The following is a 13,918-nucleotide window of genomic DNA, read 5'->3' on the forward strand; positions in this document are numbered from 1 at the left end:
GCGCTCGACCGCGGTGAGGACCCCGATCCGCACGGGTCCGGCCGCACCGCCGTCCGGCTCCGCCCGGCTGCGGTGGTCCCCGTCCGCCTGCCGTAGCCGTACCGGCGGCCGGGGTGCCCCTGGCAGGCCACCCGTCGTACCGGCGCCGTCCGCACCGACTCCCGGACCGCACGATCCGCGCCGCGGCCGCACGACCCGGGCGGGAGGGCTTGCGGAACCGCTCGGGTCCACATCGGCGGTTGCGTGCGATCGGATCGGGTACGCCGTGTCCGGCCCAGACCCGGCCGCTCCCGGGGCGGCGCCGGCACCGCGCCCGCGCCTCCTCGACCGACGGACGCCGTGCGGCGACCTCCTCCCGGCGCCGCGCCGCAGAGCGCGTCGCCGGTCCCACCGACCCGGAGTTGACCAGTGACGCCCTTCGACACACCCACGCCCGAACTGCAGACCATGTCGCTCGGGCTCTACGACCTGGTCCTCTACGCGGTCGTCGCCGCCGGCTTCGCCCTGTTCGCGATGTTCGTCTACACCTGGAACAGCAAGAGCGAGGTCGGGGTCCGCTACCGGCCGGCGGTCCTGGCCAGCCTGTGCATCACCGGGGTGGCCGCGCTGTCCTACCTCGTCCTGTTCGTCAAGTGGGACACCGGCTTCGACCTGGTGGGCGGCGTGTACCAGCCCAACGGCGAGGCCCGCTTCACCCTGGCCCCCCGTTACATCGACTGGACGATCACCGTTCCGCTGCTCACCGCCGAACTGCTGGCGGTGTGCTCCCTGGCCGGGGCGAGGGCGCGCAACCTGCGCTTCACCACCATGGCCGCGGCGTTCCTGATGATCTTCACCGGCTACCTGGGCTCACAGGTGCTGGCCCAGGGCCGCGACACCACCGCGCTGGTCGTCTGGGGCCTGATCAGCACCGTGTTCTACGTCTACCTCTACGTCGCACTGATCGGCGCGGTCCGCGCCTCGCTGCCGACGATGAGCCCGGAGGCGGCGGTCAGCCTGCGCAACGCCACGATCGTGCTGCTGGGCACCTTCGGCGTGTACCCGCTGGTCTATGCGGTCCCGGTGTTCGTCGACGTCACGCCGGCCTGGCTGGCCGGCATGCAGCTGGCCTACTCCGCCGCCGACGTGCTGGCCAAGGTCGGGTTCGGCGCGCTGATCCACAAGGTCGCCAAGCTGCGCACCGCCGAGGACGTCGCCGCGGGCGACGACACGCACCCGGAGGCGGTGTGGGTGAGCAACGAGAAGAGGAGCGACGGGGTCCTGCCCGAGCTCGCCCGGGTCGGTGACGGCGCCAGGGCGGTCTTCTCCGGCAACCGGACGACGGAGCACTCCCAGCACGCCGGCGGGCCGGTCGACGGCGGTTGGCGCGGCGGTGCTACCGAGGCCGGCGCCGCCGGCAGCGCGGAGCGACGGGGCTGACCGTGCCCTCCGCGACCGTCCGGGGGAGGGCGGCAGTCACGGCTCCCTCCCCCGGACGGCGGTCGGCGACGCCGTTCGCCGCCCCGGCGCGGACGGCGACGGTCGTGTCGACCACGGCCGCGGTCGCCGTGCTGCTGGCCGAGGTCGCGGTCCCCGGCGGGTGGGGCGACGCGGCCTGGGGAGTGCTCGTCGGCGGGCTGCTGCTGGGCCTGCCGCACGGCGCGGTCGACCACCTCGTCCCGGGGCGCCGGCTGGGCTGGCGGCCGGTGCGGCTGGCCGTCTTCGCCGCCGGCTACGCCGCTCTGGCGACGGTCGCCTGGCTGGTGTTCCGCGCCTGGCCGGGGCCGGCGCTGGTGGCCTTCGTCGCCGTCTCCGCCTGGCACTTCGGCACCGGGGAGACCGCCTTCGCCGACCTGCGCGCAGGCCGCCCGGTGGGCCGGCGTCCCATCGCGGCCGCGGTCGTCGGCGCCGTGGTGCTCCTCGTCCCGCTGGTGCGCGGGTCGGCCGACACCGCGGCCGTCGTGGCCGCCGTCGTCCCCGGTTCCGCCGGCAGGCTGCCGGCCTGGCTGCCGGCGACCGTGCTCGGCGTCGTGCTGCCGGCCGCTGCGGTGCTGGCGGCCCGGCTGGTGGGTGGACGACGGTGGGTGGAGGCGGCCGAACTGGTGCTGCTCGCCTGCCTCGGGCTCGTCGTCCCGCCGCTGGCGGCCTTCGGCGTGTACTTCGGCTGCTGGCACTCCGTCCGGCACGTGGCCCGGGTGGTCGCCGAGGACCCGGCCGGCGCCGGCGACCTGGCCGCCGGGCGGCTGGGCCGGCCGCTGCGCCGCTTCGCCGTGCAGGCCGCGCTGCCGACGGCCGCCGTCCTCGCGGTCCTGGCACTGCTGTGGTCGGCCGCGGACGGGTGGCCGTCGTTCGTGGCCACCGACCTGCCGGTGTTGGCCGCGGTGACCGTGCCGCACGCCCTCGTCGTCGCCTGGCTCGACCGCGCCCCGTCGTGACCCGCCGCCCGAGCCGTCCTCGCGCAGGGCCCGGCCGTCGGCGTCGGTGAGCACGCCGCCCTTGGTGCCGAGGTCGCCGATGACGACCCTGCAGGTGGTGAACGACGCCTTCGCGGCGGCGACCTCCCCGTCGCGCCGGAGCACCAGGCCGACGGTCCTCAGATCACCGCAGTCCCTCGCCCGAAGTGGTTGGTGGACAAACCCTTGGGTCACCATGAGCCCTACGATGGGGCGGTGACGACCGGCGAGACGACGCCCCAGGCCGCCCTCGGGTCGGAGGACGTGCTGGCCCTGGACCGGCAGGTGTGCTTCGCGCTGTCGGTGGCCGCCCGCAACGTGGTCGCGATCTACCGGCCGGTGCTCGAGCCACTGGGGCTGACCCATCCGCAGTACCTGGTGATGCTGGCGCTGTGGCAGCACGGGACGCTGTCGGTCAAGGCGCTGTCCGGCCTGCTGCAGCTGGACCCTGGCACGCTCTCGCCGCTGCTCAAGCGGCTGGAGGCGGCCGGGCTGCTGCGCCGGGAGCGGGACCCGAAGGACCAGCGCAACCTGGCGCTGGCGCTGACCGACAAGGGCACGTCGCTGCGCGAGCAGGCGGAGAAGATCCCCGCCGGCATCGTCGAGCGCCTGGGCATGCCGGTCGAGCAGCTGGTGACCCTGCACGAGGTGCTCACCCAGGTGATCGCCGCCTCCCAGCAGGCCCTCGCGCACCCCGCCTCGAGCGAGGGAGCCGGACCGCAGGCCACGGTCGCCTGAGCCTGGCGGTGTGACCGAGATCGCCGTTGGGGGCCAAGAGTTGGTGCACCAACCCTTTGTCCGCTCAGCATCCTGGGGCACCATGGAGACGTGACCGTTGTCGAGCAGGAGCACTCCGGCGTCATGGCAGACCCCGCAGAGCACGACACGACCGAGCCGGTCGTCCGGCCGGCTCCGCACCGCTGGCTGTGGTACGCCCTGGGTGGCGGTCTGCCCGCACGGCACCGCGGCTGGGTGCTGTTCGACACCACAACCCGCACCTGGGGCCTGCGCCACGTCGCCCGCATGCTCGTCCAGATGTCGATCCCGATCGCGTTGGTCATGGTCCTGCTGCCCGCCCCGTTCGGGCTGCGCGCGGCGGTCGCCGGCGGCGGGATCTTCCTCGGGCTCATCTACTCGCTCGCCTACATGCCCGAGACCACCGAGAACCGGGTCGTGAAGGCCGGCTACCCCGCCGGCACCGCCACCGCCCACCGCGAGCACGCCGCTCACCGGCGCGACCTGCGGGACAGCGAGCGCCGCCGGGCCGCCAGGGCCAAGCGCGCCGCCCGCTACCGCGACCGCACGGGTCGCTGACCGGCCGGGGTCGGGTGGTTCCTGAGACCCTCGGTCCCTCGTCGATCGCCATCACCGGCGACGTCCACGGGCCGTAGCACCGGACGTCTCGCGGAGGCTGCCACCTGGCCCGAGCACTGGCTGACCGCCATGGTGCACGACCACGGCCACGTGGCGCCCGTCGACGTGTTCACCCCTCCGGCACAGCCCCCGGCATCGACCGCCACCGGAGTCCGTGACCCCGGCCGTCCGAGTCGGCGCCGGCGCCCTGGCGGCTGGTGTACCGGACGCGCCGGTGATGACGAGCACGATCCGCACTCCTTGTAATCACTGGAAGCACTCAGGCGCTATCAGCGGAAGTACAGCGATAGCAAGGAGGCGTTATCGTTGGAGCATGTTGGACACCAGGCTTGGTGGCGTCGGCAGACACGAGATGCGGGCGACCCTCGTGGAGGTCGCGGCGCAGCTGCTGCGTGAGCAGGGTCCGACCGCCGTCACCACCCGTGCCGTCGCCCAGGCAGCCGGCGTGCAGGCACCGACCATCTACCGGTTGTTCGGGGACAAGGACGGATTGCTCGACGCCGTCGCCGAGCACGTCTTCGCCGCCTACGTCGCCGGCAAGGCACTCATCGAGGACAGCGGCGACCCGGTCGCGGACCTGCGGGCGGGATGGGACACGCACGTGGGCTTCGGTCTGGCCAACCCGGCCCTGTTCGGCCTGCTCGCCGACCCCGGCCGCGGCACTCGCTCACCAGCCGCGGCCGCCGGCCTGGAGATCCTGCGCGCTCGCGTGCACCGCGTCGCCGCGACCGGTCGGCTCCGGGTTCCCGAGCGCCGCGCCGTCGAACTCGTCCACGCCGCCGGAACCGGCGCCGTGCTCACCCTGCTCACCATGCCGCCGGAGGACCGGCAGTTCGACCTCGCCGACGCGATGTACGACGCGGTGGTGCAGGCGATCCTCACCGACGCGCCCGCGCTCGCCGAGGACAGCAGCACCGCGGCCGCCGTCGCCTTCCGGACCGTCGTCCCGGAGCTGCCGGCGCTCACCGACGCCGAGCGGGCGCTGCTGTCCGAGTGGCTGGACCGGGTCACCGACAGCTGAACCGCCAGCGGTGATCGCCGTCCTGCTCCGACCAGTGCTCCGCGGCTGTCCAGGAGGTGTCCGCCTGCAGGTGTTCCGGTCCCGGCCGCCGGTCGAGCTGACCTCCGCCGAGCTGACCGAGCAGGTGCGCCGGGCGCGGGTCGGGCTCCGGCGACTCGGTGCCGGCCCCGGCGAGCCGAGGCCCGGAACCCCGCGGGGCGGCCGGTGGTGGGCTCGTCTCCGGCCGTCAGCGGGCCTCCGCCGTCAGGGCGTCCAGGGTCACCCGCAGGGGGTCCGGCACCGGCGCGGGCCGACCCGACTCGTCGAGGTGGACGACGGTGTGCGAGCCGGTCACGGCCACGTCGTCGCCGGCCAGGATCCGCCAGGCGTAGGTGACCGAGCTGCTCCCCAGCTTCTGCACCTGAAGCTCGACGACGTAGTCGTCGCCGTGGGCGAAGGGACGCTCGAAGGTCGCGCTCACCGCGCGCCGGGGGAACCGGACGGCCGGCACCCCCGCGGCGCGGTACAGCTCGTGCTCGGTGTCCTCCGCCCAGCGCAAGGCGGACGTGTGGTGGAAGCGCCCCGAAGCGTCGGTCTCGGAGAACCGGACCACGCCTCGGGACCGGTACGCGCTCACCCCGGGGTCCCCGCGGAAACGTGGAGCGAAGCGGAACGTCTTCGCGGGGTGGATACGGGCACGGCGTCGAGCTGCCGCAGGCCGAGCATCCCGCGCGCCTCGCTCGGGGTGGCGAGCTCGTGGCCCAGCTCGGTGATGATCCGCACGGCCCGCTCGACCAGCTCCAGGTTGGTCGCGAGCCGGCCGTGCGAGTAGTAGAGGTTGTCCTCCAGGCCGACCCGCACGTGCCCGCCGAGGAGCAGACCGTGCGTCGTCGCCGGCAGCTGCGTCGGTCCGATGCCCGAGACGCCCCAGACGGTGCCCTCGGGCAGGTGCTCCACGAGCAGCTGCAGGATCTTCGGGGTGTAGGGCAGGCCGCCCTGGAAGGCGCGGTGCCCGCCCAGCACGATGTTGCAGTAGTAGGGGGCGGTGTCCAGGCCCTCCGCGGTCAGGGTCGTGAAGTCGGACAGGATGTGGCCGAGGTCGAACACCTCCCACTCGGGCTTGATGCCGCGCTCGGCCATGGCTTCGGCGAACCAGCGCGAGCGTCTCGGCGTCGTCGTGACCAGGTGCTCACGGCCCTCGAAGCTGGCCGTGATGGTGTGCGAGTCGAGGGTGGCCATCTCGCAGCCGACGCCCTCGATGCCCTTGATCCGCTCGTTCCAGTCGAGTTCCCACAGGTCGTCGTCGAGCCGGACCGGTAGGTCGCCGTGGATGCCGCCACCGGTCGAGTTGTTGAGGACGATGTCGGTCCGCTCGCGGATGAGGGTGTTGATCTCGGAGTAGACGGCCGGGTCGCACGTGGCCAGGCCGTCCGCGCGTCGCGCGTGCACCGCCACCACGCTGGCGCCCGCCTCCCAGCACCGGGCGACGTCGTCGGCGATCTCACGAGGGGTCACCGGCAGGTGCGGTGACTGCGCCTTGGTGGCCATGCCACCGGTCGGCGCGATGGTGAGGACGACCTTCCGGGTCATCGGGCACCTCCTCCGAGCGAGTTCAGGTCGAGGTCGAGGTCGGAGAAGGGCTCCTCGTCGCGCAGGTGCACGTCGACGGCGAGCAGCGCACCCGTCGCCGGGCAGGCCCAGCCGGTCACGGTGAGGTCGGGGTGCAGGGTGTCCCCCGCCGCCGGGGGCAGGGACAGCTCGAAGCGGTGTGCCCCGTCGCGCCACCGGGTCGATCCACGGGACAGGACGGCGCCGTCGGTCGTACGCACCTCCCACTGCCCGAACCCACCGGGTGCGACCACCAGCCGGTCGGCGAGCCGGACTCTGCCGTCCACCGGGCCGTCGGTCACCGGGGACGGATCCGGGACCGACCCCGCGTCGACGCCGAGGCGGGCGGCGCGGATGCTCCGCCGGGCCGCAGCCGTCGCGACCGCGTCGACCTCGTCCCCGGATTCGTCGAGCACGACGCCGTACGTCTCCACCGCCGACACCGCGCTGACCACTCCGTAGCGGACGTCGGCCAGCACGTCCCCGGGATCGCGGTCGAGCGGGTCCCCGAGACCGCCACCGCCCTGCCACGTCACCTCGAAGAGGTCGTCGGGGGTGATCGGGAAGGAGCCGGGCTTCGGACCGAGCTCCGTCGGGGAGCCACCGGAGACGGTGAACCGCTGGGAGATCAGCCCGCCTGGGAGGCCACCGCCGATGCCGGCGGAGTTCGGCACCTCGGCGCCGTGCGTCATGACCAGCGCCTCAGCCTGCGGCACCGACACCGTGAGGCCGACCTCGGCGCCCAGGCCGCCACGACGACGGCCGGCACCGCCGGTGTCCGGCGCGAGCCGCCGGTAGGCGTAGAAGAGCGGGTTCTTCTGCTCGTTGACCTCGACGTCGGCGATCGAGGGGCACGGCGCGTTGATCGGGCCGGCGGCGTTCTGCCCGTCGTGGTCGGCGAAGGCCCCGAAGCCGCCGGCGAGCGGGTCCATGAGGTGCAGCCCGAAGACCTGTCCGTGGCGGTCGCGGCCGGAGAGGTTGAACGTCGCCATGGTGCCGCTGTTGACCGCCTGCGCGCGGTGCGCGTACCTCGGCGACGCGAGCAGCAGCCGATTGAGCGCGGCGGAGACGACGTTGCTCACCGTCCACACGGCCTCGACGGTGGCCGAGCCGACGGGCGCCGGGGGCACCGCCGTGCACACGAGTCCGTCGGGTGCGGCGATCTCGACCGGCCGCAGCATGCCCTCGTTCCACGGGATGCCGAAGCCCAGCGTGGGGATGACTGCGCCCGCGACACCGCCGGCGAGGCCCGCCCGCGAGCAGTTCACGAAGCCCTGCGCCTGACCCGAGGAGCCCGAGAAGTCGAAGTGCAGGGAGTCGCCACGCTTGGTGAGCACGCAGTCGATGGCGTACAGGACGTCGGAGTGGCCGTCGTGCTCCAGGAAGTCGCGCGTGTGCACCACCCCGTCGGGCAGCTCGCGCAGCCGCGCCCGCACGAGCGCCTCGGCGTCGTCGACCATCGCGTGCATGACCGACAGGACCGTCGGCTTGCCGTACCGCTGGGACAGCTCGGTGAGCCGTTCCGCCGCGACGTTGAGCGTGGCGATGAAGGCGCGGATGTCGAGGCCGACCTGGGCGGGCAGCCGCGAGGCAGTGAGGATCATCTCGAGGACGTCCTCCCGGAGCTCGCCGCCGTCCACCAGCTTGACCGCGGGGATGCGCAGGCCCTCCTGGAACACCTCGGTCGCCTTGGGCGACCACGAGGCGAAGTCCATGCCACCGAGGTCGGTCTCGTGCGCCATGACGCCGGCCCAGCCGAGCAGCTCGCCGTCGACGATCAGCGGCGCGCACATCTGGACGTCGTTCTGGTGCAGGGCGCCGACGAAGGGGTCGTTGCCGATGATGCGATCGCCGTCCTTCAGCCTCGTGCCGTTGGACAGCAGGTGCCGGATGAGCGCGCCGACCGGTGGCGCCTCGAAGGTGACCTGGTGCCCCATCGTGACGAACGAGCCGTCGGGCAGGTAGATGCCGGTGAAGAAGTCGCTGGCCTCGGTCACCGTGGGGCTCCCGCTCACCGATTGCAGGGCAAGGCGCATCTGGTCGGTGATGGCGATCAGCCGGGAGCGGACGACCTGCCGGACCACCGGGTCCATGCTGGCCCCGTCGAGCGAGACGGGGGCGGCGTCGATCGTGGAGCGCATCAGTTCACCTTCACGTGGATCAGGCCGAGGGCATCGGTCGTGGCGGTCGAGTCGGGTGGGACGACCACGACGCAGCCCGGGAGGTTGATCAGCGCGGGACCGCAGATCTCCTGGCCCGCGGCCGGCCGGCGGACCTGGTAGACCGCCGTCGCGTCCGGGTTGTCGGCGTCGTCGAAGACGACCGGGCGGGTGCCGACCCGCTCGAACGGCTCGCCGCTGCCCCCGCCGGCGACGTCCGTGGCGGGCAGCGCGGCCACCGAGCGGACGGAGAGGATCTCGAACCCGGCCTCCTGGAAGCCGGCTCCCTTGCCCCAGAGCTGCTCGTACTCCCGCTCGAAGTCCTCCAGCAGGTGCGCGACGGCGGCGGTGTCGACGTCCGTGGGCAGCGCGACGTCGAGGTGGTGGGCCTGCCCGGAGTAGCGGATCGACGCCACGTCGGTGACGGTGCTGCCCTCCGGGTCCGGAATGGCTGCCAGGGCACGCGCCCGGGTCTCGGCCAGCGCCGCCACGAGCACCCGTGCGTCCTCGTCGCCGGGCCCCGCCTCGCGCAGGATCCGGCGGTACGAGGTGCGCGACGCGGTCGTCCGGAGATCCGACGTGCCGGCACCGAAGGCCGAGGCCGCCGTCGCCGTGGGCGGTACGAGAAAGCCGGCGAGCCCGGTCTCCCGGCACAGCGCCCAGGCGTGCGACGGGCCGCTGCCGCCCCCGGCGACGAGGCTGAACTCGCGGGGATCGTGGCCGCGCTCGATGGTCACCGCACGCAGCAGGTCGGCCATGGCGTTGTCGAAGACGACCCGGATGGCGCGTGCCGCCTCGACGGCCGAGAGTCCCAGTGGCCGGCCGATCCTCTGCTCGATCGCGGCGGCGGCCGCGATCCGGTCGAGGACGATGCCGCCGCTGCCGAACTGCGCCGGGTCGAGCACGCCGAGGACCAGGTCGGCGTCGGTGGTCGTCGGCTCGGTGCCGCCCTTGCCGTAGCAGACCGGGCCGGGCTCGGCGCCGGCGCTGCGCGGGCCGACCGACAGGACGCCGCCCTCGACCGCGGCGATCGAGCCGCCGCCGGCGCCGATCGAGGCGATGTCGATGCTGGGCACCCGCATGTCCGCGCCGCCGAAGGTGACCTGGTCGCTCATCAGCGCGATCCCGTCCACGACGACGCCGACGTCGAAGCTCGTGCCGCCGACGTCCATGGTGAGCACGTGCGACGTGCCGAGCTCGGCTCCGAGCTTCTGGCCGGCGACCACGCACGAGGCGGGGCCCGACAGCAGGTTGGAGACCGGCCGCTGCGTCACCGTCCGCGCGGGTACGACCCCACCGGCGCTGGTGGTCATCAGAATCGGAGCCGTCATGCCCAGCTCACCGAGCTCCCGCTCCAGATCGGTCAGGTAGGAGCCGGCGATCGGCCCGAGCGCCGCGTTCGCGACCGTCGTCGAGGCGCGCGCGTACTCCCCCACCGACGGCGCGACCTCGTGCGAGAGCGACAGGAAGACGCTGGGGAGCTCCTGCTCGACCAGCTCCGCCACGGCGAGTTCGTGCGCGGGGTTCTCCGTCGCCCACAGCAGGCAGACGGCCACCGCCTCCACCTCCAGCTCGATCAACCGGGCGATCGCCGCGAGCACCGAGGCCTCGTCGAGCGGCACTCGGACGGCGCCGTCGGAGTCGATCCGCTCGTCGACCTCGACGACGGAGGTGCGCGGCACGAGCGGCGGGACCTGGCCGCGGAGGTGGTAGTCGCCCAGGTCGAGGCCCTGCAGGCCCGCGGTGCCCCGGCGCAGCCGGCCGATCTCGAGGACGTCGCCGAACCCGGCAGTCGTGATCAGGCCGGTCCTCGCCGTGCGGCCGGTGAGGAGGGCGTTGAGGCCGACGGTGGTGCCGTGACCGAAGCGGGTGACCTGTGAGCAGAGCTCTTGGACGCCCAGCCCGACGGTGGCGGCCGCCAGGTGGACGGCGTTGACGACACCGGTCACGACGTCGGCCGTCGTCGGGGACTTGCACACCCAGGAGTCGCCGTCCGGGGAGCGGAGCCAGAGGTCGGTGAACGTGCCGCCGACGTCGGTGCCGATCACCCAGCCGGTCGAGGCGCTGGTGGGGGTTGTCATGTGCTGCTCTCGATCTCCTGGGAAGGGCTGGGCGGCGAGCGGTCAGAGCCGGTCGGCGACCCAGTCGGCGATGTAGTTCGCGGGCACGGCCTCGTTGTCCGCACCCGCGTGGGCGGACCCGCCTTCGGCCCGGGTGAACACCTTGAGGTGCCGGTCGGGGCTGTTCACCGCGTTCTCGTACTGGGGAACGGCGAACTCCATCGGGATCTGGCGGTCGTCCTCGCCGTGGGTGACGAGGAACGGCACGGTGATCTGCTCGACCACACCCTCGAGCGTCATCCGGGGCGCGAAGGCCATGAACTCCTCGAGGCTGTCCTTGCCGAACACCCACTGGACGTGGTCCCAGTAGTGCGGCACCGGGTTCTCGCCCTCGCGCTGGAGCCGGCGCTGCTGCAGCTGCCCCCAGTCGTAGTTGGCTCCCCAGACCGCGCACAGCGCGAAGCGCTTCTCGAACGCTGCGGCGCGCGGAGCGTAGTAGCCGCCGAGCGACACCCCGCTCATGCCGATCCGCTGCGGGTCCACATCCGGCCGGGACTGCAGGTGGTCGACCGCGGCACTCGCCCAGCGCTCGCTGTCGTGGACCGCGGGCACACCCCGCTCCCGCAGCGACGCGCCGGTGCCGGGCTGGTCGACGCAGAGGGTGGCGATGCCGCGACGAGCGAGCTCGCGGGGCAGGCCCAGCCGGACCAGCATCTCCTTCATCGAGTCCAGGCCGTTGCAGAACACCATCACCGGGTGGCCGCCCGCCGGGGGTTCGCCGTCGGCGGGCAGGAAGATCGCCGGGTACGACGTCCCCTCGTAGGGCACCTCGACCAGCTCGGCCCGCTCGCGCCCGTGCTCGACCGCCAGCCGGTAGGTCTCGACGGACTTGCGGTAGGCGTCCTGCCGGGGTGCGTAGTGCCGGCTCTGCATGCGCTCGGCGACCAGGTAGTACACCGAGGCGCGGGCGTAGCGGGCGCCGGCGGACAGCGGGTGGCCGTCGGCGAGGTCCTGCTCGGCTCGCGCGACCAAGCCGTCGGCGAAGTCGCACCACGATTGGAAGAACTTCTCGGTACCGGCGTCGTCGCCGTCCCGAGCGGCGGCAGTCAGCGGAGCGCAGATCTGGTCGATCTCGCCGATCTGGCCCCCGCAGTTCAGCGCGATGCTGACCGAGAGGCTCCAGACGTAGTTGTCCGGGAAGTAGCGGAACATCGGCTACTTGCCCACCCGGTCCGTGACGCCGTTGCTGATCACGGCACGGTTGAACAGCCCCTGGTCGGCGATGATCGTCTGGCCGGTCATCGTGGTGTTGTGCCGGGACGCGAGGTAGGCGTACAGCGGCGCGTACTCCTCCGGCGTCGGCAGCGTCGGGGTGAGGGTGAGCGAGAGGAACTGCCTCGTGAAGTCCTCGGCGGGGATGTCCGACTGCTTGTTGTTCTCCAGGCCGAGGGCCCGCGGGCCCTGCAGCTGGCTGCCCGCGATGCCCGACGGCGCCACACCGGTGACCCGGACGTCCGGCGCGAACTCGAAGGCCAGCTGGTTGATCACGCTGCGGACGGCGCCCTTGGCCGCGGTGTAGAACAGGCCACCGCCGTCGGCCGCGTACGCCGCGGTCGACGAGGTGAAGACCATGGCGCCCCTGGTCGCCGCGAGGTCCGCCACGAAGACCCGCGCAGCGAGGATGTAGCCGAGGACGTCGACGTGCAGGACCTCGTCGAAGACCTCCTCGATCCGCTCGACGGGGATGTCGCGCAGCGGGATGTTGCCGTCGAAGATGCCCTGCGCGCCGATGAGCGCGTCGAGGCGGCCGAACCGCTCCAGGACGGCCGCGCGCGCGGCCTGCAGGTCCTCGATCCGGGTGACGTCGCCCTGGATGAGCAGCACGTCGTCGCCGAACTCGGCCTTGAGGTCGACCAGCTTGTTCTCGGAGATCTCGAGGATCGCGACCCGGGCGCCCTCGCCGAGGAAGTGGCGGGCGATCCCGAGTCCGAGCCCGGAGCCTCCGCCGAGGACGAGGGTGACGTGGTCGTCGAGCATCTGCATGGTGATGTCCTCTTGCTGCGTGGAGTGCGGTGGAGGAGCTCAGGCCGGTGTTGCCGCGCTGAGCGCGTCGTCGAGCGAGGCGCCGGAGCGCAAGAGTTTCTTGAAGACCCGTAGCGCGCGGACGCGGCCGCAGATGGTCACGCCGTGCAGCTCGCCGGCGTCGGCGTGTGCGACCACGAAGTCGCCGTCGGTCACGTGTCCCTCGACGACGACGTCGGTGTCGCCGGGACGCCGCTCGCCGAGCAGGTGGACGGTGTAGCCGTACTGCTCGGTCCAGACAAAGGGCACGGCGTCGTACGGGACGGCGTCCCTCCGGGCGATGTTCAGCCCGACGGAGCGGCCCTGCTCGATGGCGTGGGTCCAGTGCTCGAAGCGGCGCGGGCGGCCGAGCCGGGCGTCGGGAGTGCTCGCGACGTCGCCCGCCGCCCACACCCCGGGGACGTTCGTCCGGCCCGCCGGATCGGTGACCGCGCCGCCGTCGAGCGCGACGCCGGACCCGATGAGCCAGTCGGTGCACGGATCGGTGCCGATGCCGGCGAGCACGGTGGCGGCGTGCCGCACCCGCCCGTCGGCCAGGTGGATGTCGTACCCGGCCGCCGTCTCCGTGACCGAGGCGGTGGGCACGCCCAGCTCGAAGGTCGCGCCGTGGGCGAGGTGCAGCTGGTGGAGCCACCCGGCGACCTGGTCGCCGACCAGCGACGCCAGCGGGAGCTCGCACCCGCTGAGGACGCGGACCTCGACGCCTCGCGAACGCAGCGCCGCGGCCACCTCCAGACCGATGAACCCGGCTCCGACCAGGGTCACCGGCCGGCCGCCGGCGGCGAGCGAACGCGCGGTGGCGAGATCGGCCCGCGTGCGCAGGGTCGGCAGGGGTGTTCCATCGGTCGTCACCAGCGGCCGGGCGGCGACGCCGGTGGCGAGAACGACGTGCTCCCACGGGATGGCCTCGCCCCAGCTGGTCACCACGAGCCGGCGGTCGACGTCCAGGCCCACGGCGCCGTGCCCCCCGAGCAGGTCGATGCCCTTGGCCGCGAGCTGGTCGCTGGTGCGCAGTGCCGCCGGTTCGGTGTCCTTGGCGGCGAGCAGCCCCTTGGACAGCATCGGCCGGTCGTAGCCCGGCTCGACCTCCTCGTCCATCAGGGTGATGGGTCCGGTGTAGCCCCCCTCGCGCAGACCGTCGGCGGCGGACAGCCCTGCCGCCGACGCCCCCACGATGACGATCCCGTCGTCGGATCGGCTCAC

General features: G+C 73.2%; 12 protein-coding genes. 5 read left to right on the top strand and 7 right to left on the bottom strand.

What is annotated here, in order from left to right; genetic code table 11:
- Positions 1 to 408 precede the first annotated feature (408 nt).
- From DQ238_RS09445 to DQ238_RS09465, 5 genes are all read left to right on the top strand, one after another.
- Positions 409 to 1,419 (top strand): bacteriorhodopsin, encoded by a 1,011-nt coding sequence (locus tag DQ238_RS09445; RefSeq protein WP_233495850.1) that lies wholly within the window; start codon positions 409 to 411, stop codon positions 1,417 to 1,419.
- A 104-nt stretch (positions 1,420 to 1,523) separates the two neighbouring features.
- Positions 1,524 to 2,414, top strand: coding sequence for a Brp/Blh family beta-carotene 15,15'-dioxygenase (locus tag DQ238_RS09450; RefSeq protein WP_158550746.1), 891 nt, complete (start codon positions 1,524 to 1,526; stop codon positions 2,412 to 2,414).
- 234 nt (positions 2,415 to 2,648) lie between these two features.
- Positions 2,649 to 3,170, top strand: coding sequence for a MarR family winged helix-turn-helix transcriptional regulator (locus DQ238_RS09455; RefSeq protein ID WP_113781037.1), 522 nt, complete (start codon positions 2,649 to 2,651; stop codon positions 3,168 to 3,170).
- Positions 3,171 to 3,260: 90 nt separating this feature from the next.
- Positions 3,261 to 3,746: a DUF5313 family protein gene (locus DQ238_RS24220; RefSeq protein WP_305037563.1), complete on the top strand. Its 486-nt coding sequence runs from the start codon at positions 3,261 to 3,263 to the stop codon at positions 3,744 to 3,746.
- 373 nt (positions 3,747 to 4,119) lie between these two features.
- A complete protein-coding gene (locus DQ238_RS09465; protein WP_113781038.1) occupies positions 4,120 to 4,827 on the top strand; it encodes a TetR/AcrR family transcriptional regulator in 708 nt (235 codons plus the stop codon).
- Between the two features lie 226 nt (positions 4,828 to 5,053).
- On the opposite strand, the gene DQ238_RS09470 is transcribed toward DQ238_RS09465, so the two are convergent.
- From DQ238_RS09470 to DQ238_RS09500, 7 genes are read right to left on the bottom strand one after another with little or no spacing between them, the layout of a single operon-like run.
- Complete coding sequence (locus DQ238_RS09470; RefSeq protein ID WP_158550747.1) at positions 5,054 to 5,443, bottom strand: thioesterase family protein; 390 nt, start codon at positions 5,441 to 5,443, stop codon at positions 5,054 to 5,056.
- Positions 5,440 to 6,396 carry a 3-keto-5-aminohexanoate cleavage protein gene (locus DQ238_RS09475; protein ID WP_113781039.1) on the bottom strand — a complete coding sequence of 319 codons (957 nt, stop codon included), beginning with the start codon at positions 6,394 to 6,396 and terminating at the stop codon, positions 5,440 to 5,442. Before DQ238_RS09475 ends, DQ238_RS09470 begins: the two co-directional genes overlap by 4 nt.
- On the bottom strand, positions 6,393 to 8,555 hold the full coding sequence (locus tag DQ238_RS09480; RefSeq protein ID WP_113781040.1) for a hydantoinase B/oxoprolinase family protein: 2,163 nt from the start codon (positions 8,553 to 8,555) through the stop codon (positions 6,393 to 6,395). The genes DQ238_RS09475 and DQ238_RS09480 overlap by 4 nt, the downstream gene beginning before the upstream one ends.
- On the bottom strand, positions 8,555 to 10,654 hold the full coding sequence (locus tag DQ238_RS09485; RefSeq protein ID WP_113781041.1) for a hydantoinase/oxoprolinase family protein: 2,100 nt from the start codon (positions 10,652 to 10,654) through the stop codon (positions 8,555 to 8,557). The genes DQ238_RS09480 and DQ238_RS09485 overlap by 1 nt, the downstream gene beginning before the upstream one ends.
- A 42-nt stretch (positions 10,655 to 10,696) precedes the next feature.
- Entirely contained in the window at positions 10,697 to 11,845 is a 1,149-nt protein-coding gene (locus tag DQ238_RS09490; RefSeq protein ID WP_113781042.1) for a S9 family peptidase, read from the bottom strand.
- 3 nt (positions 11,846 to 11,848) lie between these two features.
- Positions 11,849 to 12,676, bottom strand: coding sequence for an SDR family oxidoreductase (locus tag DQ238_RS09495; protein ID WP_199506226.1), 828 nt, complete (start codon positions 12,674 to 12,676; stop codon positions 11,849 to 11,851).
- 39 nt (positions 12,677 to 12,715) lie between these two features.
- The gene (locus DQ238_RS09500) at positions 12,716 to 13,918 is read right to left on the bottom strand and encodes an NAD(P)/FAD-dependent oxidoreductase (protein ID WP_113781043.1); all 1,203 of its coding nucleotides are present in this window, start codon (positions 13,916 to 13,918) and stop codon (positions 12,716 to 12,718) included.

The organism is Geodermatophilus sp. TF02-6 (assembly GCF_003319115.1).
Lineage (GTDB): Bacteria > Actinomycetota > Actinomycetes > Mycobacteriales > Geodermatophilaceae > Geodermatophilus.